The following is a 26,221-nucleotide window of genomic DNA, read 5'->3' as shown; positions in this document are numbered from 1 at the left end:
TTTTCACCCCGCCCGATGATGACAGCAGCCGGAGAGATTTTCGATAATCGGGCAGTCGGCGCTGTCATCGCCAGGGCAGGCATTCGCCAGCGCCAACAGCTGGTTGCGCATGGATTGCAGCTCCTCAATGTGTCGTTCGATCTCCGCCACTTTCTCCAGGGTGCGCCGTTTTACATCGGCGCTGTGACGCTGCGGGTCGTTAAACAGATTCACCAGTTCGCCGCTCTCTTCCAGGTTAAAGCCCACCTGGCGCGCCTGGCGCAGTAAGGTCAGTTCGTTGAGATGCTGCTGCGTGTAGGTTCGATAACCATTTTCGCTACGCATCGGCGGCGTCACCAGCCCCTTCTCTTCATAGAAGCGGATTGCTTTGCTGGTCAGGCCGGTAATTTTTGCTACATCGCTAATGTTCATCGTTCGCGCAACGCCTCCTGTGCTTTGTTAAAGGGTTTCAACAGATAATCCAGCACGCTTTTTTTGCCGGTGCGGATATCGACCGTCGCCACCATACCGGGAAATATCGGAAATTGCTGTTTGCTTTTGTTTTCCAGATGGTTGCTGAAAGTGCGAATGTACACCCGATAGTAATAAACATCGCGCCGTACTTCATCCTGCACGGTGTCTGGTGATATCACCGCCACTTCTCCCGGCAGGCCGCCGTAGATGGAGTAATCGTAGGCGGTTATTTTCACCAGCGATTTTTGCCCCGGATGGATAAACGCCACATCGCGCGGGGAGATTTTTGCCTCGATCAGCAGTTGCTCATCCAGCGGCACGATGGTCATCAGTTTACCACCGGGGGCAATAACGCCGCCAACCGTGGTGACGTCAATGTCCTGAACAATGCCACGTACCGGCGCGGTAAAGTTGAGCCGGGTGAGAGAATCTTCCCGCCCGCGGATCACCGAACGCTGGGTTTCTACTTCCGCATTGGCTTTCGCTAACTCTTCCCGCGCCTGTACGTAGTATTGCGTGCGCACGTCGCTGAGTTTGTTTTCCAGTTCATTGGCCTGGCGTTGCAGGCGCAGCACTTCAACGCTGCTCGCCGCCCCCTGTTTTACCAGCGGCTGGGTCATCGCCAGTTCGCGGTTGACCAGGCTAATCCCCTGCGTCAGCCCGGTGGTGGCTTTGTTCAGCCCATCGCGGCGAGTGTTGTACAACGCCGTTTCCGACTCGATAAGTTCGGGGAATTTATTCAGTTCGTCAGGGAAGACCAGCGGTTTATTACTCACTTCCGCCCGCAGCCGCGCCGAGGTTGCCAGCGCCGCGTACAGCCGCGACATTGCTTCCTGGACGTCGGATTCCGTTTTGGTGCGGTTAAGCTGCGCCAGCGGCTGGCCCTGTTCAACAATATCGCCAACCTTGACGTCGAGATGATACAGAATTCCGCCTTCCAGCGACTGCACCACCTGTTCGCGCCCGGAAGGTTCTACCGTGCCGCTGCCGGTGGTGACTTCATCAAGCTGGAAGTACCACGCCCAGCCGAGAAAACAGAGCAGCATCACAGCGGTAACGCGTACCGCCAGCGCCGAACGCGGCAGGCGGGGTTCAGTCAGGCCACGGTTGTATTGCAGTTGTCCATTCATGCGGCAGACCCCTTATTCTTCTCCTGCAACACCACCCGTCGCGTCGTGGGTTCGCCCTGTTCACGCAAAATGGCCTCTTTCGCGCCATCCATCACAATCCGCCCCTGATCCATCACGATAATGCGGTCCACCAGTTGCAGCATCGCCGTGCGGTGAGTGGCGATAATCAGCGTGCGATGGCCAATCCACTGTTTCAGTTGTTCGATTAAATACGCTTCTGCCATTTCATCCAGCGAGGCGCTGGGTTCATCGAGCAGCACGATATTGGGTTGAGAGATGAGAAGCCGCGCCAGCAGCAGCGTTTGCCGCTGACCGCCAGAAAGACCAAATCCCCCTTCCTGAATCATGTAGTTGAGGCCGTTTTTCTGCTTCTGCACAAACGGCAGCGCCCCGCTGAGGGTTAATGCGCGTTCGATATCTTCATCGCTGGCCTCCGGCATCCCCATCGTCAGGTTTTCCCGCAGCGAGCCGAAAAACAGTCGTCCGGTCTGGCTCAGTAGCCCCATGTCGCGGCGCAGATCTGCCGGATCAAGCTGCCCGATACTGATGTTATCCAGTAGCACCTGCCCCTGCTGGGCGATACGCATTCCGGCGAGCATTTGCAGTAGCGTTGATTTACCCGCGCCGTTGCGCCCGAGAATGGCGATTTTCTCTCCGGCCTGGATGTTGAGTTTGCCAATCGCCACATCGGCAATTTTCTCTTCTTCATCGTAATAAAAGATAGCGTTGCTGAACTGATAATTGCCGTGTAGCACCGCTTTATGCACCAGTTTGCCGTGTTCCGGCTGATCCACCGGGCGCTTCATCAGTTCATCAAGTCCGTTGCGCGCCACTTTCGCCTGCTGCCAGCGCGAGAGCACACCGGATATCTGCGACAGCGGCGCGATGGTGCGCGAAGCCAGGATCGTCGTCCCGACCAGCGCGCCGGTAGTCATGTCACCGTTCATTACCATAAAGCAGCCCACCAACAGCACCACGACGTAGACGATGGATTGCACTTCCTGCGTCCAGGTGAGCAGTAGCCCGGTGAGAAAACGTTGCTTCATGCTGATGGACGAGGCCACGTCGTTAGTGTGATTCCACTGATTCTGAAAACGCTGTTCAGCGCGCAGCAGTTTAATGTCTTCAATCGACTGCACGGCTTCCACCAGCGTAGCGTTACGCACCGCCGACTCGCGCATCCCTTCGTTCGCCAGCCGCGCCAGCGGGCGTTGTACCAGCAGGCCGGGGATCACCAATAACGGCAGCGCCAGCAAAACCACCAGCACCAGCCAGCCGCCAATCATCCACAAAATAAAGACAAACAGCAGGAAGAACGGCAGATCCGCCACTGCACCAATAGTGGTGGAGGTGATCAGCTCCCGCACCGATTCCAGTTCGCGGATCTGCGAGATAAACGATCCGGTGGATTTCGATCGCACGTTATTTTTCAGCCGTAATGCGTGACCAAAAACGCGATCCGAAATGCGCAGATCTGCCCGCTTACCAATCACATCGGAAAGGTGCGTGCGCACCATGCGCATACAGAATTCAAACAGGATCGCCATCATCACCCCGGCGAACAGCACCCACAGCGTCGGGTAGGACTGCGCCGGAACCACCCGGTCGTAAACCTGCATCGAGAAAATCATCGCCGCAAGCGCCAGCACGTTCGCCACCAGTGACGCCAGCATAATATCGCCATAGCGCCGCCAGTCTTTTAGCGAGAGATTCCAGAACCAGTTCGCCTGATACGGGCGAATATAGTCGTCTACCCGCGCGTCAGGAATAGCGCTGAGCGGGCGCAACAGCGCCAGTTCGACGATGTTATCTTCAATATCCGTAACGTTAAGCGTGGTTTCCAGCCCTTCGTCACCGCTGAACTGAACGCTGATATTGTCGTGATTATCGCGGCGGGTGATCACGCCAATTTGTTGATTATCAAAAACGGCGATCAACGGCAGCCGCCAGGGGTTGAGCGAGTCGGTGGAGAACTCCACCAGCCGAAGCCCCATCCCCAACTGCCGCGCCATGTCGGTGAGTAACTCCTCCCGCTTACTGTCGCGCTCCCAGTTGACGGTCGCGCGCACATTCTCCTGAGAAAAATCAAGGCGGTAATAGCGCGCCACGGCGATCATCGCCTCCAGCCAGGCTTCCACGGACTGGGCATTTTTTTTCATTCTCTACACCACCATCAACTGATGATTCGCCAGCAAAGTGGCGAGGTCGGTATGCACGCCCGTCAGCGTGACCACGTTAGTTGCCGCAAAAGTGCCGCCCGTGCCGTCGCGGTCGATCTGCACGATGGTGTCGCTGCCGCTCTGGGTGACTTTGACAAAATCACCGATGTTTCCGGCCTGCGCATCCAGCGTTGCCACGCCGTTGACGTAGCTGGCTTTGCCGTTGCCGGTGTAGCCGCTGCCCTGTAACAACTCGCGGATATCAATGCGATCGGTGTCGGCGGTGCCTTCCCATGTCCCTACCGTAAAGCCATTCACCACATCCGAGCCGTTGCCGCCGGTCGCGTCGCTTGCGTTGAGCAGTTTATAGAGCAAGGTGTCGTGGCCGCCGTTGCCGATGTTGAGCGTGTCGTTACCGCCGCGCCCTTCCAGTTGGTTATCGCCGCTGCTGCCGGTCAGAGTGTCGTTAAAATTCGAGCCGGATATCCCTTCGATATTGGTAAATGTCGAGGTGTTAAAGCCGGTGGCCTGCGCGGCGGTGCTGCTTAAGTTCGCGGTCACGCCCACCGTCGAGAGGCGGAAATCAACCACGTCCATGCCGCCGTTCGCAAGCCAGGTTCCGGTGCCGGAGCTGTACACCCAGCCGCCGGAACCGTCGTAAGTGTCGGTGCCTGCGGTGGCAAAGAAGGTGTCGTTATAGCCGGTGCCGACGAACTTGCCATTGTTGCTCGCGGTGCCTGCTTCGGCGCTGAGGTCGTAAGCGTGAGTGGCATCGGTGGCCTGTAAGCCGCCCCAGCTGGTGTTGACCGTCTGGTCGATATTGCTGGCGGTGGTGCCAGTGGATTTGATCAGCACCGCGTTGTAGGTTTCTCCGGCATTCAGCCCGTAGAAGTTGACCAGCGCCGAGGTGTCGTTAACCCCCATCCCCGACTGCGGGTTGATGATTTGCGTGGCGACCAGCACTCCCGCCGAGTTGTACAGTTTTACGGTATTGCCGTAATAGACGTTAATGCCGTTAGGATCGGTGATGCGCAGGTGCAGCGAGGTGCCGTAGCTCACCGTGTTGGTGTTGCGAATAAGATAGACGCTGCCCGACTGTTTGGTCACCAGCACATCCACCGCGCCGTCCCAGTCGTAGTCCATTGCCGCCACGCCGCTGGTGGTACCGCTCTGGCTGCCGCCGAGGGCCGATTGTGTCCAGTTGCTGGCATTGCTGACGTTGGTATAAAGATACGACTGCCCGGTCTGGGCGATACGGGCGATATCCATCAGGCCGTCATGGTTCCAGTCCACCGCCACGCTAAACTGGCTGGCATAGGTGGTTGCCGTTGCGCCCACCGCCACCGGGCTACCCAGTACGCCGTTGGTGTTGAATAACAGCGAGCCGTAGTTAGCTCTTCCCTGGCTGGCAGGCAGGAAGAGATCCATATCGCCGTCACCATCGAAATCGGCCCAGGTCATGGAAACGCTGCTGCTCATAGCGCCACTGCCCGCCCCGCTCAGGAAGGTATTGGTGGTGTTCTGCCCCCAGACAAACGTCCCATTCCCTTGGTTGATGAGCGAAGATAGCGTGTAATAGTTGTTCAGGTTGTAGGTGTGCTGAACCAGGTCGATCCTGCCGTCATTGTTCAGATCGACACCAGAACCTTCGTTGAGCGAAAGATACCCTGTCACCGCCCCGCCCACCGTGGCGCTACCGCCGCTGTTCGACGTGGTGGAGTTACCTACCAGCGTACCTGCGTTGTTCCACAAGAAGGTGTTGGAGTCCGGCCCGCCCGCGTCGCCAATCCAGAAGTCGAGATAGCCGTCGCCCTCTTTATCAAATGCCACAATCGAGCCGTACCACGTCAGGGTGCCGACGGTGACCTGAATAGCGCTGGAAAAGGTGCCATCGCCGTTATTGGTAAAGCCGTTGATATAGCCTGTACCGTAGTCATCACGGGTGATAAACAGATCGCCCGTGCCGTTACGGTCGTAATCGGCGATGGAGCTGGTGGCGTAGTTGTTGCCGCTCTGATACAGCGTCAGCGCGGTCTTCGACCAGGTGAGTGGGTCAGTCGATTGCATTACCTGCTGGTTTGCCAGCACCGTCCACATCCCGTGCGAGTCAAGGCCGTAGGTCAATCCCCAGGCGGTGGTTTTGCTGGCGGTGGTCCAGGTCGGTGTGTAATCAATCGCCGCGTTAACCGTCACCGTGCCGTTGCTAATATTGGCGTTATTGCCGTTGCCCGCCGAGCTTTTTACCTGCGCGGTGACGTTATAGGCGGTCGCAGAAGCCGCCAGCGCGTCGGTATCCGGCAACTGTACATACCAGGTGTTGTGCGCCGGATCGACCACTACCGCGCCACCCGGTTCAGAGGTGTAGGTTTTGCCGTTGATCACCACTTCAACATACTGCCCACTGGCGAGTGCCGCCGTGATTACCCCGCTGATAATCGGCGTGGTATCGCGCGTGGTCTGGCTGGTAATTTGCGCCAGCGTGGTCGGAATAGAGGTATCGACCGTCAGGACAAAATCACTGGAGGCGGTGATATTCCCCGCCAGATCCACCACTCGCGCACTGTAGGTGTAGGCACCGCTCACCAGCCCGCTGTCGCTGTAGGTCCAGTTCAGTGCGCCGACCATCGTTACCGCGCCTAACAGCAGGCCGTTACGGTAGAGGTAAACCACTTCACCGCTGGCAAGCGGGCCGGAGAGCACGCCGTTCAGCAACGGCGTAGTGTCGTCGGTGGCCTGCGAACTGCTTAATGTCCCCTGCCGCTGCCCGACATCATCGGTATACGACACAATGGTCGGCGTGGCGGTAGGGTTAATCGTATCGACCACCACCGTTTTCGACACCACCGGGCCGGTGTTCCCCGCCAGATCCAGCACCCGCACCTGATAAACATAGCTGCCGTCGGTCAGCGTGCGGCTGTCAGTGTAGGTCCACTGCGTGCCGTTGGTGGTGAGTGTGATCCAGGTCGCGCCGCCATCGAGGCTAATCTGCGCCACTTCGCCGCTGGCAAGCCCCGCCCCCAGCGAACCGGTTAGGGTGAGCGTGGTGTCACTGGTGATAAAGTCAGTTGCCGAACTCCCCGTGTCGGTGCTGATGCTGGCGATGGTCAACACCTGCGCCGGGTTAACGGTGTCGATCTGCGCCGACTGGCTGCTGGTTGCGCCAACGTTGCCCGCCAGATCGACCACCCGCACCTGCCAGGTCGTCGTGCCATTCGTTAGCGTGCGTCCGTCAACGTAACTCCAGTTCAGGCCATCTGCCGCCAGCGTTACGTTCACCCAGGTTGCGCCGTTGTCGGTACTGATTTGCGCGAACTCGTTAGCGCCGAGCGCCGCCCCCAATACGCCGCGCACGGTAAGCGAGGTGTCGCTGGTAATAAAATCGCTGCTGCTGGCTCCGGTGTCATCGCTGATACCGGTAATGGTGATACTTTTCGCCGCTTCCGGGCTGGTGGTGTCGACCACCACATTTTGCGTTGCGGTCTGCCCAACGTTCCCCGCCAGATCCACCACCCGCACCGTGTAGTTCCAGGTGCCGTCGGTCAGTGTGCGACCATCGGCATAGCTCCAGCTGGTGCCGATAACGGTTAACGTGGTCCAGGTGACACCGCCGTCGAGGCTGATTTGCGCCCGTTCATCGGCGGCAAGCGCCGCGCCGAGCGTGCCGCGCACGGTCAGCGTGGTGTCGCGAGTAACAAAATCGCTGCTACTTAACCCAGTGTCATCGCTGATGCCCGCAATGGCGATGGTTTTGCTCGCCAGCGGCGCGGTGGTGTCCACAGTGACTATCTGGCTGGCGGTCGCGCCGATATTTCCGGCGGTGTCGATAACCCGCACCTGATAGTTGTAGTTGCCATCGCTCAGCGTCCGCCCGTCAAGATATGTCCAGGTCAAACCGCTTACCGAAAGATTCTGCCAGGTGGTGCCGCCATCAATGCTGATTTGCGCGAACTCACCGGAAGAAAGCGCCGCCCCCAGCGTGCCGCTTACCGCAAGCGTCGTGTCGCTGGTGACAAAATCGTTAGTAATCAATCCAGTATCGGTGGTGATCGCGTTGATGGCGATGGTTTTCACCGCGGGATCTGGCGCGATGGTGTCGATCACCACATTCTGGCTGTCAGTGGCACCGACGTTGCCCGCCGCGTCAATCACCCGCACCTGATAGAGATAACTGCCATCGGTCAGCGTGCGGCTGTCGTTATAGCGCCAGGTCGTGCCGGTAACGGTGAGCGTGGTCCAGGTTACGCCGCCGTCGATACTGATTTGTGCCGTCTCGTTACTGGCAAGCGCGGCGGTGAGCGAGCCGTTGACCACCACCGGACTGACGCTGGTGATAAAGTCGCTGGAGCTAAGGCCAGTGTCGGCTTGCAGGGAATCGATATTAATACCCATCGCCGGGGCGCTGAGATCGACAGTAATGGTGTGATTGCTGCTGCCGGTGTTGCCAATAGCGTTGCTCACCGAGGCGTTAATCACGTAGGCATTGCCGTCCGCCAGCGCGGTGACATCGACGCTGCCGAGGGTGTAGCTCCAGCTACCGCCGGTCTGTACCGTGGTGGTGTAGGTTTTGCCGTTTAAGGTCAGGGTCAGCGTCTGCCCGACTGGGGCGGTGGTGGTGCCGCTGATCACCAGCGACGAGCCGTGCTCCGCTGCATTCACCACATCATCGCCCGCAAAGGTGTTGATGGTGACGGAGGGGACGTCGCCGTTCAGCGTCACGCCACGGCTGGCGCTGCCGGGGTTTCCGGCCTGATCGCTAACCGTCGCGCTAATGGTGTAGCTGCCGTCGCTTAATCCGGCAAACTGCTGCGCCGGAATAAACACCGACCAGCTTCCGCCGCTGCCGACCGTTGCAGTCCAGCTCTGACCGTTAAAGGTAACGGTCACCGTCTGGCCCACTTCGGCGGTGGTGGTGCCGCTGATGGTCTGCCCGGCAAGCTGCTCGGCGTTGTTGATAATATCGTCACCCGCCACCGTGGCGATGGTGACCGTTGGCGCAACGGTATCGACGGTCAGGGCGTGCGTGGTTTGACCGGGGTTACCGGCGCGATCGTTCACGCTGGCGGTAATGGTCTGCGCACCCTGCCCGAGCGCGGCCAGATCCGCCGCAGGCACGTTAAGCGCCCAGGTGCCATTGGCGGCAACCGTGGCGGTATAGGTTTTGCCGCCAAAGGTGACGGTGACCGTCTGCCCCACTTCCGCGCTAGTCGAGCCGTTAAGGGTTAACGGCTGCTGCTGTTCGGCGGCGTTGAGTCGGTCGTCCGTTGAAACCGTGTTTATGCTGATAACCGGCGCGGTGAGATCCACCGCCACGCTGCGTGAGGCCGTGGCGCTGTTTCCGGCGCTGTCCTGCGCGGAGGCGCTAACCGTGTAGCTGGTGCCATCACTGAGTGCTGCGACGTCTGCCGCCGGCACGTTCACGCTCCAGCTCCCGTTGCTCTGAATGGTGGCGCTGTAGCCTTTGCCGTTAAGCAACACGGTCACTACTGTACCTGCGGCAAAGTTCGTTCCGGTGCCGCTCAGGGTCAGCGCACTGCCTGCTTCGGCGGCGTTAATAATATTATCGCCGCTGATGGTGCTGACCGAGAGCGACACTGCCGCCGTGTTTACCTGCACGTTGTGCGTCTGCGTACTGCTGTTGCCTGCGCTATCGGTAATGGTGGCGCTGATGGTCACCGTGCCGTCCGCAAGGCCGGAAATCACGCTGGCAGGCACGCCAACGCTCCAGTTGCCGCTGGCATCGGTGCTGGTGACATACTGCTGCCCGGCGATGGTCACCACCAGGCGGTCGCCCGCCACCGCGCCTGTGGCGGTGCCACTGATAATCTGCGCCTGAGTGTGTTCGACGTTGTTAATCACATCGTCGCCCGCCACGGTGTTGAAACTGATGACGGGCGCGGTGGTATCGACGGTCACACCTTTGCTGGCGCTGCCAGGGTTACCCGCCAAATCGCTGACCGAGGCGGTCAGGGTGTAGCCGTTATTGGCAAGTGCGGTTAAGTCGCTGGCGGGCAGCGTTAAACTCCAGCTGCCGTCTGCCTGCACCGTGGTCTGGTAGTTAGTGCCGTTAAGCGTGACGGTCAGCGTCTGCCCCGTCTCCGCCGTGCTGGTGCCGGATACCGTCACGCCCGCCGCCGCTTCGCTGGCGTTGATGATGTTATCACTGGCAATGGTGTTGATGGTCACCGTTGGCGCGGCGCTATCGACGCTGTATTCATGCGTTGCCGTGGCGCTGTTGCCATTGACGTTAGTCACCCGCACCTGGGCGCTGGCATCGCCGTCACGCAGGGTCGCCATATCCACAGCCGGAACGGTGGTGCTCCAGCTACCGTTAGCCGCCACCGTGGTGGTGTAGGTTTTGCCGCCAAAAGTAATGGTAACGGTTTGCCCCGCTTCGACACCGGACGTGCTGCCGGAGAGCGTTAGCGCCGCGCCTTTTTCGGCGGCGTTAATCACATCATCGCTGGTGATGCTGTTTATGCTGACGGCGACGGTGGTGAGATCAACGGTCAGCGGATGGGTAATGCTGGTTTGCGTTCCGGCACTGTTCGCGCCGCTAACGGTAATATTCAGCGTTCCCGCAGGCCAGTTACTGACATCCGTCGCAGGAACGCCGACGCTCCAGCTGCCGTTCGCCAGCACCGTGGCGGCGTAAGTTTGATTATTTATCACTACGGTCAGCGCCGTGCCCGCCGCAAAGCCGGAGCTGCTACCGGTGATCACCTGCGCCTGACTGTGTTCGATGATATTGACCACATCATCACCCGCGACGGTATCCACCCGCAGGCCAGGCAGACTGGCATCGATGGTGATATCGCGCGTGCCGCTACCGGTGTTACCAACGGCGTTGGTCACCGAGGCATTAACCGTTAACTCACCGTTACCCAGCGCCTGCCAGTCGGCGGCAGGTACGCTCACATTCCAGCTTAAATCAGCCTGGACGGTGGCGGTGTAAGTTTTACCGCCCAGTTCAACGGTGACGGTGCTGCCCGCCGCCGCACCGGTTACCTGGCCGCTGATAGTTTGCGCGCTGCCTGCTTCTGCGGCGTTAATAATATCGTCCGTCGTTACCGGATTAATGGTGACGCCCGGTAGCGCGGTATTGACCTGCACGTTATGGCTGGCGGTGCTGCTGTTACCCTGAGCATTGGTGACGCTCGCCGTCACGCTGTAGGAGGCTTCGCCCAGCGCACTGACCGCCGAGGCGGGCACGGTGACGCTCCAGTTGCCAGAAGAGTCGGTGGTGGCGCTGTAGTTTTGTCCGTTCAGGGTGACGGTGATCGCCGTGCCCGCTGGCTGATCGCTGATGCCGGAAAGCGCCAGATCAGATCCTTTTTCCGTCGCGTTGATCACATCATCGCCCGCGATGGTGTTGATGCTAATCACTGGCGCGGTGAGACTGACGGTCACGGTGCGGCTGGCGTCGTCGCTGTTGCCTGCCCGATCGCTGACGCTGGCGGTGATGGTCTGCGCACCGCTACCGAGTGCCGCAACATCCGCCGCTGGAACGCCAACGCTCCAGTTACCGGAGGCATCCAGGGTGGTGGTGTAGGTTTTGCCGTTGAGCACAACGCTCACCACATCGCCCGCTTCCCCGCCCGTGCTGGTGCCGGAGATCACCAGCGCCTGCGCATGTTCGGCATCGTTGATAATGTCATCGCCCACCACAGTGTTAATGGTGAGAACCGGCGCGGTGGTGTCTACCGCCAGATTATGGCTGGCGCTGCCGGGGTTGCCCGCTTTGTCGTTGACCGTGGCGCTGACGGTGTAATTGCTTGCGCTCAGCGCGCCTAAGGCTGAAGGGGGAACGCTGACGCTCCAGCTACCGTCTGCCTGCACATTACCGCTGTAGGTTGCGCCGTTAAGGGTGACGGTGACCGTCTGCCCGGTTTCGGCGGTGCTGGTGCCGCTGATGATGAGCGGGCTTCCCGCCTCCGTGGCGTTAAGAATATCGTCGCTGGCAATGGTGTTAATGGTGAGCGTCGGTGCGCTGGCGTCAACGCTATACGCATGGGTCGCCGAGGCACTGTTACCGCTCGCGCTGCTGACACTAGCCTGCACGTTCGCCGCGCCGTCTGGCAGAATTGCCAGATCTGCCGCCGGAACGTTTACACTCCAGCTCCCGTTGGCGGCGACGCTTGCAGTGTAGGTTTTACCGCCAAAAGTGACGGTGACGGTTTGCCCGCTCTCAATCCCGCTGGTACTGCCGGAAAGGGTCAGATTGGTGCCTTTCTCGGCGGCATTAATTACGTCATCGCTGGCAACGGTGCTGATGCTGATTGCCACCGCCGTTAAATCGACAGTGAACGGATGGCTGACGCCGACCGGATTTCCGGCGCTGCTCTGCCCGTCTACCTCAACGGTTAATGCTCCCGCTGGCCAGGCGCTAACGTTTGCCGCCGGAATGCCGACACTCCAGCTTCCGTCCGCCTGTACCGTGGCGGAATAAGCCGTACCGTTAATCGTGATCGTCAATGGCACACCGGCATTCAGACCACTGCTGCCGCCGGTGATCACCAGCGCCTGCCCGTGTTCAATGCTGTTGACGATATCATCGCCCGCCACCGTATCCACGCGCAGCCCCGGCAGGTTGGCATCAATGGTGATATCCCGCGTGCCGCTGCCGGTGTTGCCATTCGCGTTGGTGACCGAGGCGGTAATGGTCAAATCACCATTGCCCAGCGCCTGGAGGTCGGCTGCCGGAACGCTGACGCTCCAGCTTAAATCGGCCTGAACTTGTGCAGTATAAGTGTTGCCGCCAAGCGTCACGGTGACCGTATCGCCAGCGGCGGCGCGAGTCACCACCCCGCTGATGGTTTGAGCGGCTCCCGCTTCGGCGGCGTTGATAATATCGTCGCCTGCCACGGTGTTGATGGTGACGCCCGGCAGGCCGCTGTCGACCAGTAAATTCGCCTGGCTGCTGGCGGTGTTACCTGCCGCACTGGTGGCGCTGGCGCTGACGATATAGTTGGCCTGGCCTAAAGCCGCCAGATCGCTCACCGGCACGGTTAAGGTCCAGTTGCCCGCCGCGTCGGTGGTAGCGCTGTAGTTATGACCGTTGAGTGTGACGGTAACCTGTGCGCCGGTCGCCAACCCCGTACTGCTACCGCTAATGGTCAACGGCTGGCCTTTTTCATCGGCGTTCAGGACGTTATCGCCGCTGATGGCGTTAAAGGTAATTGACGGCAGGCCAGTATTGACCGTCACCTGATGCGTGGCGCTGCCGCTGTTTCCGGCGGCATCGGTGACGCTGGCGTTAATGGTCACCGTGCCGTTCGCCAGCGCCGAGACGACGCTTGCCGGAACGCCGACGCTCCAGTTACCGCTGGCATCCAGCACGGTGGTGAAGGTATTTGTGCCGATAGTCACCGTCACGGTGCTACCGGTTGCCGCACCCGTGGCGGAGCCGCTGATGATCTGCGCCTGGGCGTGTTCCGTCGCGTTGATCACATCATCGCCTGCCACCGTGTTGATGGTGACGACCGGAACGGAAGTATCCACCGTCAGGTTGTGATTAACCGAGGCCGGGTTTCCGGCTTTGTCGCTCACCGCCGCGCTAACGGTGTAGTTGCTGGCGGTCAGGGCGCTTAAGTCGGCTGGCGGTACGCTGATGCTCCAGCTGCCGTCCGTCTGTACGGTGCCAGTATAGTTTGCACCATTGAGGGTGACGGTCACCGTCTGCCCCGCTTCCGCCGTGCTGCTGCCAGTGATAGTCAGCGCAGCACCCGCTTCGGCGGCGTTAAGAATGTCGTCGCCCGCAATGGTGTTAATGGTCACCGTTGGCACGCTGGCATCGACGCTGTAAGCGTGGGTAGTAGTGGCGTTGTTGCCGTTAACATTGCTGACGCTGGCCTGTGCGCTGGCATCGCCATTACGCAGGGCCGCCATATCTGCCGCCGGAACCGAGGTGCTCCAGGAACCATTCGCCGCGACGCTTGCAGTGTAGGTTTTGCCGCCAAAGGTGACGGTGACCGTTTGCCCGGCCTCCACACCAGAAGTGCTGCCAGAGAGCGTTAACGCCGCGCCTTTTTCGGCAGCGTTAATCACGTCATCGGCAGTAATGGCGTTGATGCTGACCGCCACCGCAGTGAGATCGACAGTCACCGGATGCGTAACGCTGACCGGATTTCCGGCTGTGGTGCTACCGCTCGCCGTAATCGTGACCGTCCCCGCAGGCCAGGCGCTGACATCTGCCGCCGGAACGCCGACGCTCCATGAGCCATCCGCCAGTACCGCCGCAACATAGGTTTGCCCGTTAATGGTCAGCGTGACGTTACTGTCCGTCGCCAGACCGGAACTGCTGCCGGTAATCACCAGCGCCTGTCCGTGCTCGATAATATTGACCACATCATCGCCCGCCACGGTATCGACCCGCAGACCGGGCAGATTCGCGTCGATGGTGATTTCACGCGTGCCGTTACCGGTATTACCTACGCTGTTCGTTACCGAAGCCGAAATGGTCAGCTCGCCGTTGCCCAGCGCCTGTAAAGCGGCTGCCGGAACATCGACGCTCCAGCTTAAATTCGCCTGCACCGTGGCGGTGTACGTCGCCCCGCCGAGCGTGACGGTCACCGTGTCGCCTGCCGTAGCACCCGTCACCTGCCCGCTGATGGTCTGGTCCACGCCCGCTTCGGCGGCGTTAATAATATCGTCCGTTGCCACCACGTTAATGGTGACGCCCGGCAGCGCGGTATTAACCTGCACGTTATGGCTGGCGGAACCGCTGTTGCCATCAGAGTCAGTAGCGGCGGCGGTCACCGTGTAAGTGGCTTCACCGAGGGCGCTCACCCGTGACGCCGGAACGGTCACGCTCCAGTTACCGGATGCATCGGCAGTGGTGGTGTAATTTTGCCCGTTGAGCGTAACGGTTATCTGCGTACCCGCAGGCTGGTTGCTGCTGCCGGAAATCGCCAGATCCGCGCCTTTCTCCGTGGCATTAATGATGTCATCAACGGCGATGGTGTTAATGGCGAGCACCGGAGCGCCGAGCGCCACGGTGACAGTGTGCGAGGCCGTGCCGCTGTTGCCTGCGGAGTCGGTGACCGTGGCGGTAATGGTGACATCGCCCTGCGCCAGTGCGGAAATCACGCTGGCAGGCACGCCGATGCTCCAGTTGCCGTTGGCGTCCAGCACGGTGGTGTAGGTGGTCGTGCCAATGGTCACGGAAACCGTGTTACCGGTAGTCGCGCCCGTTGCCGAGCCGCTGATAATCTGCGCCTGTGCATGTTCTGTGGCGTTGATGATGTCATCGCCCGCCACCGTGTTAATGGTGACAACCGGAGCGGCAAGGTCCACCGTCAGATTATGTGTTGCTGAAGCCGGATTTCCGGCTTTGTCGCTGACCGCTGCGCTCACCGTATAGGGGCTGGCAGTGAGGTTAGCTAAATCGCCGGTCGGGACGCTGACGCTCCAGCTTCCGTCTGCCTGCACGTTACCGCTGTAATTGACGCCGTTAAGCGTCACGGTCACCGTCTGCCCGGCTTCTGCCGTGCTGGTGCCGCTGATGGTCAGCGCCGATCCCGCTTCGGCGGCGTTAAGAATATCGTCGCTGGCGATGGTGTTGATGGTAACGGATGGCGCGGTGGCATCGACGCTGTAAGCATGCGTTGCCTGGGCGCTGTTACCTGCGACGTTGCTGACGCTGGCCTGGACGTTTGCTGCGCCGTCAGGCAAGGTTGCGAGATCGGCTGCTGGGATTGTCAGCCCCCAGGTGCCGCCCGCGGCAACCGTGGTGGTGTAGCTTTTGCCGCCGAAGATAACGGTGATGGTTTGCCCCGCTTCCACATCGGAGGTGGTGCCGGAGAGCTGCAAATCGCTGCCTTTTTCGGCGGCATTAATCACATCGTCAGTGGAAAGGGTGTTAATGGTAATCGCCACGGCCGCGAGATCGACCGTGACCGGATGGCTAATGCTGGTTGTGGTTCCGGCGGTATTGGTGCCAGAAACGGCAATATTGACCGTTCCCGCAGGCCAGTTTGTGACATCTGCCGCAGGAACACCGACGCTCCAGGTGCCATCGGCGAGTACCGTTGCGCCGTAGGTGACGCTATTGATAACCACCGTCAACGCCGCCCCCGCCGCCAGTCCGCTACCGCTACCGGTGATCACCAACGCCTGAGTGTGCTCAATGCTGTTAATCACATCATCACCTGCCACGGTATCGACCCGCAGGCCAGGCAGGTTGGCATCTATCACGATATCGTGCGTTGCGGTGCCAGTATTATTTGCGGAATTGGTCACCGAGGCGCTGATGGTCAGTTCTCCGTTGCCCAGCGCCTGCAAAACGTTCGCCGGTACGCTGACGCTCCAGCTTAAATCTGGCTGCACGGTGGCGGTGTATTGATTGCCGCCAATAGTGACAATCACCGTATTCCCCGCAACCGCTGTTCCCGTGACCTGACCGCTGATGGTCTGCGCCACAGCGATTTCAGCAGCATTGATAATGTCATCGCCCGCCACCGTATTAATGATCACCCCAGGCAGGAGCGATTCGACATTCACCGTATGGGTGGTGCTGCCGTTGTTGCCCGCGCTGTCGGTGGCACTGGCGCTAATCTGGTATACCGCCTCGCCCAGTGCGCCGACCGCCGAAGCAGGCACGGTAACGCTCCAGTTACCGGAACTATCGGTAGTGGCGCTGTACGCCAGGCCGTTCAACATCACGGTGACCGTGGTGCCAGTCGCCAGACCGCTGGAGCCGCCGCTGATGGTCAGATCCTGGGTTTTCTCCGTACTGTTAATAATGTCATCGTCGGAGACGGTACTGATGGTCAGCGTCGGGCCGCTGAGATCAACGGTCACATTATGGGTAGTGCTGTCGCTGTTGCCCGCGCGATCGCTCAGGCTGGCGGTAATCGTCTGGCTACCGGTCGCCAGCGCCGTGACATCCGCCGCCGGAATGCCCACAGTCCAGTTACCGGAGGCGTCCAGCGTGGTGGTGTAGTTTTTGCCGTTGAGCGTGACGGTTACCACATCACCCGCCGCCGCGCCCGTGCTGGTGCCGCTGACCACCAGCGCCTGACCATGTTCGATGGCGTTGATAATGTCATCGCCCGCGACGGTATTAATGGTGAGATCCGGCGCGGTAACGTCCACCGCCAGCGCATGATCGGCGCTTGCCGGGTTGCCCGCTTTGTCGCTCACCGTCGCAGTCACGGTATAACTGCTGGCGGTTAATCCGCTTAAATCCGTTGCCGGAACATTCACGCTCCAGGTGCCATCCGCCTGAACGGTGGTCTGGTACGTGTTGTTATTCAGCGTGACGGTCAGCGTCTGCCCGACCTGTGCCGTGGTGGTGCCGCTGATGGTGATCCCTGCGCCCGCTTCGCTCACGTTAAGGATATCGTCGCTGGCGATGGTGTTGATGGTCACAAGCGGCGCGGTGGCATCAACGCTATACGCGCGATCCGCCTGGGCGCTGTTGCCGTTAATATTACTGACGCTCGCCTGCACGTTGCCCGCGCCGTCCGGTAGCGCAGCGAGATCGGCAGGCGGCACATTCACCGTCCAGCTACCGTTAGATTCCACAGTGGTGGTGTAATTTTTGCCACCAAAGGTGACAGTCACCGTTTGCCCAGCTTCCACACCGCTGGTGCTGCCGCTTACGACCAGCGTTTCGCCTTTTTCGACGGCGTTGATCACATCATCACCAGAGAGAGTGTTAATGGTGATGGCGACCCCAGCCAGATCGACGGTAACCGGATGGGTAATGGTGGAGGTTGTTCCGGCGCTGTTGGTGCCGCTTACCGTAATATCCACCGTACCCGCAGGCCAGTTGCTGACGTCTGCCGCCGGAATACCGAGGCTCCACGTGCCGTCGGCTAATACCGTCGCGCCATAAGTAACGTTGTTAATCTCGACCGTTAACGCCGTTCCCGCCGTTAATCCGCTGCTGCTGCCGGTGATCACCAGCGCCTGATTGTGCTCAATGCTGTTAATAACATCATCGCCCGCCACGGTATCGACCCGCAGGCCAGGCAGATTGGCATCGATAGTGATGTCTCGCGAACCGTTGCCGGTGTTGCCGACGACGTTGGTCACCGAGGCGTTTACGGTGAGAGAGCCGTTGCCGATGGCCTGAATATCTGCCGCCGGAACGCTGACACTCCAGCTTAAATTAGCCTGCACCGTGGCGGTGTAGGTGTTGCCGCCCAGCGTAACGGTGACCGTATCGCCCGCCGCCGCGCCCGTGACCTGGCCGCTGATGGTTTGCGCGTTTCCGGATTCAGCAGCGTTAATAATATCGTCGGTCGCCACCGCGTTAATGGTGACGGCAGGCAGCGCGCTGTTGACCAGCACGTTATGGCTGGCGGAATTGCTGTTGCCTGCACTATCGGTGACGTTCGCGGTTACCGTGTAACTGGCTTCCCCCAGCGCGCTAACCGCCGAGGCTGGCACCGTGGCGCTCCAGTTGCCGGAGGAATCGGTCGTCGCGGTGTAATTTTGCCCGTTCAGCGTCACCGTTATTGTGGTGCCTGCGGGTTGATTACTGGTGCCGGTGATTTGCAGATCCGCGCTTTTTTCCGTGGCGTTAATCACGTCATCGCTGGCGATAGTGTTGATACCAATGGTTGGCGCGGTCAGATTCACGGTGACCGTGCGGCTGGCGTCATCGCTATTACCCGCGATATCCGTAATGGTGGCAGTAATGGTTTGCGGGCCGCTGCCCAGCGCAGTGACATCTGCCGCCGGAACGCCGACGCTCCAGTTGCCGGAAGCGTCCAGCGTGGTGGTATAGGTTTTACTGTTTAACGTGACGGTGATGACATCGCCCGCTTCCCCGCCAGTGCTGGAGCCGGAGATCACCAGCGCCTGTCCGTGTTCGGCGGCGTTAATAATGTCATCGCCGGAGACGGTGTTGATGGTCAGCACTGGAACAGTGAGATCCACCGCCAGGCCGTGAGTGGCGGTCGCCGGGTTACCCGCTTTATCGTTTACCGAGGCGCTGACCGTGTACGGGCTGGCGGTCAGATTGCTGAGATCCGCCGTCGGTACGCTGACGCTCCAGCTTCCGTCAGCCTGGACGGTGCCGGTGTAAGTCACGCCATTAAGCGTGACGGTTACCGTCTGCCCCGCTTCGGCGTTACTGCTGCCGCTGATGGTTAGCGGATTGCCCGCCTCGGCGGCGTTCAGAATATCGTCGGTGGCGATGGTATTGATGGCAAGCGTCGGGGCCGTGGCATCGACGCTGTAGGCGTGGGTTGCCGAAGCCGTGTTGCCGTTAATAGTGCTGACGCTGGCCTGTACCGTGGCGTCGCCGTCGCGTAACGCGCTGAGATCGGCGGCAGGTACGGTGGTTGTCCAGCTACCATCGCCCGCTACGGTAGCGGTGTAGGTTTTCCCGCCAAAGGTAACGGTGACCGTTTGCCCCGCTTCCACGCCGGAGGTGCTGCCTGAAAGGGTTAAATCTGCACTTTTTTCAGCGGCATTAATCACATCGTCGCCGGAAACGGTGTTAATGGAGATCGCCACCGCTGCCAGATCGACGGTGACTGGATGGGTGATTGTCGTAGTTGTTCCGGCGGTGTTAGTGCCGCTTACCGTGATATTCACCGTCCCCGCAGGCCAGTTGCCCACATCTGCCGCCGGAACGCCAAGGCTCCATGTGCCATCGGCTAATACTGTCGCGCCATAGGTGACGTTATTGATCACCACCGTCAGCGCCGCGCCCGCCGCCAGCCCGCTGCTGCTACCGGTTATCACCAGTGCCTGACCGTGCTCGATGCTGTTAACCACATCATCGCCCGCCACGGTATCGACGCGCAGACCTGGCAAATTGGCGTCGATAGTAATATCGCGCGAACCGCTGCCGGTATTACCCACGCCGTTGGTCACTGAGGCGTTAACCGTGAGATCGCCATTACCGATGGCCTGAATATCCGCCGCCGGAACGTCCACGCTCCAGCTTAAATTCCCCTGCACGGTAGCGGTGTAAGTTTTCCCGCCAAGTGTCACGGTGACGGTATCGCCCGCCGCCGCGCCCGTCACCTGCCCACTGATAGTTTGCGCCACGCCCGATTCGGCGGCATTAATAATATCGTCGCTCGCCACCGGATTAATGGTGACGCCAGGCAGCGCGGTATTGACCTGCACGTTATGGCTGGCGGAATTGCTGTTGCCCGCGCTATCGGTGACGTTCGCCGTCACCGTGTAACTGGCTTCGCCCAGCGCACCGACAGCGGAGGCTGGCACCGTGGTGCTCCAGTTGCCGGAAGCATCGGTCGTGGCGGTGTAATTTTGCCCGTTCAGTGTCACCGTAATAGTGGTGCCCGCTGGCTGATTGCTGGTGCCGGAAATTTGCAGATCCGCGCCTTTTTCGGTGGCGTTAATTATGTCATCGGTAGCGATGGTGTTAATGCCAATGGTTGGCGCGGTAAGGTTAACGGTGACCGTGTGCGTTTCGCTGTCGCTATTACCTGCCGCATCGGTAACGGTCGCCATCACGGTTTGCGGGCCGCTACCCAGCGCCGTGACATCCGCCGCCGGAACGCCGACGCTCCAGTTGCCGGAGGCATCCAGCGTCGTGGTGTAGGTTTTACTGTTTAGCGTGACGGTGACGACATCCCCCGCTTCTCCGCCAGTGCTGGAACCGGAAATCACCAGCGCCTGCCCGTGTTCGGCGGCGTTAATAATATCGTCGCCCGCAATGGTGTTGATGGTAAGTACCGGAACGGTGAGATCCACCGCCAGATTATGCGTGGTGCTCGCCGGGTTGCCCGCTTTGTCATTGACCGTGGCGGTCAGGGTGTGGCTGCCATCGGTCAATGCCTCAAGATCTGCCGCCGGAATATTGATGCTCCAGCTGCCGTCCGCCTGCACCGTTGCCTGATAGGTCTGCACGGTCGGGCTATTGAGCGTTACCGTAACAATCTGCCCCGCTTCAGCGGTGGTGCTGCCGCTCACCGTCACACCCGCATCGGCTTCGCTGGCGTTGACGATATTGTCGCTGGCGACGGTATTGATAATGATGGTCGGGGCACTGCTGTCGACGCTGTAGTTATGCACCGCCGAGGCGCTATTGCCATTAATATTGCTGACGCTGGCCTGCGCGGAGGCGCTGCCCTCTGGTAATGCTGTCAGATCGGCGGCAGGTAAGGTGGCAGTCCAGCTACCGTCGCTTGCTACGCTGGCGGTGTAATTTTTCCCGCCAAAGGTGACGGTGACGGTTTGACCGGGTTCTACGTTAGTGGTGGTGCCGGAAAGGGTTAAATCAGCGCCTTTTTCTGCGGCGTTAATCACGTCATCCGTGGCGATGGTGTTGATGGCGATCGCCGCCGGAGTGAGATCGACCGTCACCGGATGCGTAATGCTCACCGAGTTTCCGGCGCTACTTTCCCCGGATACAGCAATATTAACCGTCCCCGCAGGCCAGGTGCTAACCTGCGCCGCAGTGACGCCCACGCTCCAGCTACCATCGGCCTGCACCGCGGTGGTGTATTCCACATTATTAATCGTGACGGTAAGCGGCGTGCCTTCTGCCAGCCCCGAACTGCTGCCGGTGACCACCAGCGCCTGCCCGTGCTCGATGATATTGACCACATCATCGCCCGCCACCGTATCGACCCGCAGGCCGGGCAGATTGGCGTCGATGGTGATATCCCGCGTGCCGCTGCCGGTGTTGCCGTTTTGATTGGTGACTGAGGCACTCACCGTTAAATCGCCATTACCCAGCGCCTGAATATCTGCCGCCGGAACGCTCACGCTCCAGGTGAAATTGCTGCCCACCGTCGCCGTATAAGTATTACCGCCCAACGTAATAGTTACCGTGTCGCCATCTTCCGCGCCAGTAACCTGCCCGCTAATGGTTTGCGCAACGCCCGCTTCGGCGGCGTTAATAATATCGTCGGTTGCCACCGGGTTAATGGTCACGCCGGGCAGCGCGCTGTCGACCAGCACGTTATGGCTTGCGGTGTTGCTGTTGCCGATATTACTCGTCACCGCCGCCGTTACCGTGTAGTTGGCCTGGCCCAGTGCGGTTACCGCCGATGCCGGAACGGTGACGCTCCAGTTGCCGGAGGCGTCGGTCGTGGTGGTGTAATTTTGCCCGTTCAGCGTCACGGTGATGGCGGTATTAACAGGCTGATCGCTGGTGCCGGTGATCTGGAGATCGGCCCCTTTTTCGCTGGCGTTAATCACATCATCGCCCGCAATGCTGTTAATGCCGATAAGGGGCGCGGCAGTATTGACCGTGACGGTCAATGACTGGCTGCCCGTGTTTCCGGCGCGGTCAGTCACTGACACGTTGATCGGATAACTGCCATCCACCAGTCCGCTGACAACGGAAGCCGGAACGCCCAGGCTCCAGTTGCCGGAACCATCCACCACCGTTGTGTAATCCACATTATTCAGCGTCACGGTGACGATATCGCCCGCCTGAGCGCCAGTAACCGTGCCGCTGATGATTTGCGCCTGGGTGTGTTCCGGCGTGTTGATGACGTTATCGGTCGCCACCGGATTAATGGTTACCACCGGCGGCGTGGCATCGACCAGCGCCACGCGTGAGACGCTGGTCGGGTTACCGGCGATATCGTTCACGCTGGCGGTGACGGTGGCGTTGCCGTCAGCCAGTGCGCCAACGTTGGCGGCGGGAACGGTCACGCTCCAGGTGCCGTCTGGCTGCACGACGCCCTGGTACGTCTGCCCATTCAACGTAACGGTCACCGTCTGCCCTGGCTGAGCGTCGGTGGTGCCGGTGATGGGCAAATCCTGCCCGCTTTCGGCGGCGTTAATGATGTTATCAGCGGTCAGTGGATCGATGCTCAACGCCGGGGCCTGGCTGTCGACGGTAATGGTGCGGGAGGTGTTGCCGGTATTGCCGCTGAGATCCGTCACAGAAGCGGTAATCGCCACCGCGCCGTCAGGCAGATTTCCCATCGCGGCGGCAGGTACCGTCAGACTCCAGGAGCCATCAGCCTGCACGGTAGTGGTAAAACTCTGTCCAGCCAGGGTTACTGTGACGGTTTGTCCTGTCTCGGCCTGTTGAGTGCTACCGGTAAGGGTCAGTGGCGCACCTTTTTCTGCGCCACTGATAATGTCATCGCCGGAGACGGTGTTAATGGTGATTAACGGAGAAACACCGACCAGCGTGATTGCTCGAGACGCCGCGCCGGTATTTCCTGCAGTATCTGTCACGGTGACGAAAATCGTATTGGCTCCGCGATCCAGCGTGCGGGTTACCGCTGGGTCCAGCGCCACATTCCAGCTGCCATCTGCCAGCACAATGCCCGTCAGGACATGAGTGCCCAATTTCACCGTTACCGTATCGCCAGGAGAAGCACCGCTGACTTGTCCGGAGATGATCTGCGCGACGGCCTGCTCAGCATTATTAAGAATATCGTCGCCCGCTACGGTATTAACACTGACCACGGGTGCTGAGGTATCTACCGTGAAATTCGCGCTGTGGCTGGTGCTGTTCCCTGCCCGATCGCTGACACTGGCATTGACAGCGTAATTACCCTCCGCCAGCGCCTGGACTTCCGTGGCAGGCAGCGTCACTTGCCAGGTTCCGTCGCTACCGACGGTTGCTGTATGGCTTTTCCCGTTGACGGTCAGTGTTACGGTTTGCCCCGCTTCTGCATTCGACGTGCCGCTCAGTACCAGCGCGACGTTATGTTCCGCAGCACTGATGATGTTGTCCTGAGCGATGGTGTTGATGGCAAGCGTTGGCGGTTGGGTATCGACCGTTAGCAGTTGCACGCCGGTGACGGTATTGCCTGTGGCGTCTTTCCCGCTGACCAGCACTGCCTGATTCCCTTCGCCTAACGCCTGCGCATCGGCGGTCGGTACCTGCACGCTCCAGGCACCGTTAGCGCCTACGCTGGTGGTGTAGGTTTTGCCGTTTAGCGTAACGGTGAGTTCTGTTCCCTGTGCCAGATGACTACTGGTGCCAGAAAGCGTAAACCCGGCGGCCTGTTCGCTGGCGTTAATAATGTTATCGCCTGCGGTGGTGGCAACCTGCACGCTGGCCTGACTATTGTCGATGGTTAACGTTATCGAACCGGCGTCAGTGATGGTACTGCCGACGATTTGCACCACTGACCAGGTATGTTCGCCCGCGCTTTGCGTGGGCAAATCGACGCTCCAGCGTCCATCGCTACCGACCTGAGTACTGGCGATGGTGTCACCATTGCTGTCTTTAATCTGGATGGTCGCCCCCGCCTGCCCGCTGCCGCTAAAGGTTGGCGTAGTGTCATCGGTGGTATCGTTGGCGGAAAGAATACCGCGTTGATCGCCCTGATTATCGGTTACCAAAAACGATGGCGTGGCGTTGCCGGGTTCGGCTGGCGGTGGGTTGTTAACCACTTCAGTTTTTGAGTCATCATCGCCACCGCTTGCCAGTAAAGCGCCAAGCGCGCCGCCACCTACCGCCGCCCCCGCCAGCCATCCCCACGGGAAAGCCGTCGTCTGGCCGACGATATCAAGGTACGGCGCAATGCTTTCAATTGCGGTGGTCTGAGCGGTCAGCTCCACGGGCGCTAATCCACCTGCCGCGGTATCGGCAAATGTTACGTGGGTCAGTTGTTGACCATCGACAAACACCAGTTCGGATTGTTCGCTGGTATTTGCCGCTTGCAGGAAATAACCGTTGCAGCGGATCACCGTGCCGTCCTGCATATAGATCAACAAGTCATTTCCGTCACGAACATAACGCGCAACGGCAGATGCCTGAGCATGAACCTGCACCACAGAGGGCTCATAAATGACAACCGTAACGTCGCCAGGATTGATCAGCGTTTGTTTGACGGATGTTTTTCGCGAAATAACATCAATAATCAGGCTCATAATGGCATTCCTGATAAATGGCGCACATCCTTAGCGAGTCCATTTATCTAAATAAGACAAAGGTAATCACTCAACAACGATGCATACCTGATATTAATAATGGCAGGATTATTTCAAGTCGGGTAAGTCGTTGTATAAGCCCTGTTTAATTCCCGCTAATGGAATAAGGTTATTAACCGCAGCGGCATAATTCACTGCGGCGACCCAGCCATCATAATTGGCATTTATTTCAGCCGATTGCGCCTGAAAGACATCTTGCTCGACGGTTAATAGATCATTCAGGCTGCGTTTACCCAATTTATATTCATTTTGGTAGACATCTCGCGTTCTGTGCGCACTTTCAGATTGCGCTAACCCAGCCTCTTCACGACCCCGTGCGCCTGTCCAGTTGGCATATGCCACAGACGCTCGTTGCAGCACATCCAGTTTTGCCTGTTCGACCTGCGAGGCAGAGATTTTTTGTTGCCCTTCAGCCTGTTGCACCTGGGCAGAAACCGCGCCGCCCTGATACAGCGGCGCGTTAACGTTCAGTTGTAGCTGATCATCCCAATACGAGCGGTCGCTGGTCTGGTAGCGCGTTTTGCCCCCCTGAATACTCAGCGTTGGCCAGTATTGCGCTTTCGTTTTTTCCACGCCGTACTGTGCTGACTGGCGTAAGTTTTCTGCCGCCAGCACCAGCGGGATGGACTGGTAATCAATATTTTTCAGCGATACCGGCTGCTCGGCTAATTCAGCAGGTGGCGCGGCTATCGCCTCCGGCTGTACGCCAGTGAGCACCGCCAGTTGCGCTTTGGCGCTTGCCATCTGCGCCTGATATTGCTCCAGCGTTGAGCGCATTCCGGCAATGCGCGTCTGGGCCTGTAATTCATCCGACGACGAGTTCAGGCCAGCGTTAGCACGCAATGCTGCCATGTTGTAGACGTTTTCCAGCGAGTGAATATTGCGTTGAGCCGCATCGCACAAAGCCTGATAACGACTGACTTCCATATAGGCAGTCGCCGTTTTCTCTGCAACATCGGTTAAGGTTGCCATCAATTTAAAGCGGTAGCTGTCACGGGCGGCAGTTTGCAGTTTGATATCGTTGTTAGTTTTACCAAAGTCATACACCAGCTGTGTCAGGGTTATGCCATACGAAACGTTGTTATCAAGCCTGCCACTGGAGTCCGTTTGTCGGGACGGTCCCGCATTGCCGGTTAATCCAACGTGCGGATACCAGGCACTTTTGGCTTCATCAATTTGCGCTTCGCCAATACCTATCTGCGCCGCCTGTTGAGTGACGTCGGGATTTCGCGCAAAGGCGCGTAATATACTTTCCTGTAAAGATAATTGGGCAACTGGCGTTACCGCTGGGGCGTTCGCCCATTGTGGCAGCGGTGCAGCAATTGTAGCTTCTCCCATCACCATAAAACTTATTAAAAAAATAAACCCATTATTTTTACGGCTTTTAAACTGGAATCGCGCCATAGATAAGTCACTTCCTTCCAGGTCATTATTTTAACTGGTTTTTATAACTAGTCTCATTTTATTAAGAAGGGTAATAACTTGTGCATCTCTTTTGTCGATCATTGATATTGGCAAAGAAATGCAGCTAAAAAGCTTATACGTTATTTATTTAGAATACACTACGACTTTTAGATTACCATCATACACATTAAGAATAATCCACGGCAATAAGTGATTAGCATCACAGATTTATCGCGT

5 protein-coding genes are annotated in these 26,221 nt (G+C 59.1%); all 5 read right to left on the bottom strand.

Annotation, left to right across the window (positions count from 1 at the left end; genetic code table 11):
• Positions 1-3: 3 nt before the first annotated feature.
• The gene (cueR, locus tag ACJHYD_RS18980; protein ID WP_001026752.1) at positions 4-411 is read right to left on the bottom strand and encodes a Cu(I)-responsive transcriptional regulator; all 408 of its coding nucleotides are present in this window, start codon (positions 409-411) and stop codon (positions 4-6) included.
• Positions 408-1,583 carry an HlyD family type I secretion periplasmic adaptor subunit gene (locus ACJHYD_RS18975; protein ID WP_001014327.1) on the bottom strand — a complete coding sequence of 392 codons (1,176 nt, stop codon included), beginning with the start codon at positions 1,581-1,583 and terminating at the stop codon, positions 408-410. The genes cueR and ACJHYD_RS18975 overlap by 4 nt, the downstream gene beginning before the upstream one ends.
• Positions 1,580-3,742, bottom strand: a complete 2,163-nt coding sequence (locus tag ACJHYD_RS18970) for a type I secretion system permease/ATPase (RefSeq protein ID WP_001550749.1) — start codon at positions 3,740-3,742, stop codon at positions 1,580-1,582. Before ACJHYD_RS18970 ends, ACJHYD_RS18975 begins: the two co-directional genes overlap by 4 nt.
• A 3-nt stretch (positions 3,743-3,745) precedes the next feature.
• Positions 3,746-24,520: a BapA-related adhesin SiiEA gene (siiEA, locus tag ACJHYD_RS18965; RefSeq protein WP_033546995.1), complete on the bottom strand. Its 20,775-nt coding sequence runs from the start codon at positions 24,518-24,520 to the stop codon at positions 3,746-3,748.
• Positions 24,521-24,628: 108 nt separating this feature from the next.
• Entirely contained in the window at positions 24,629-25,984 is a 1,356-nt protein-coding gene (locus tag ACJHYD_RS18960; RefSeq protein ID WP_001550747.1) for a TolC family outer membrane protein, read from the bottom strand.
• Positions 25,985-26,221 lie beyond the last annotated feature (237 nt).

This window comes from Escherichia sp. WS1368, from assembly GCF_046487485.1.
GTDB lineage: Bacteria > Pseudomonadota > Gammaproteobacteria > Enterobacterales > Enterobacteriaceae > Escherichia > Escherichia coli.
This window is presented reverse-complemented; position numbering and strand designations above follow the sequence as displayed.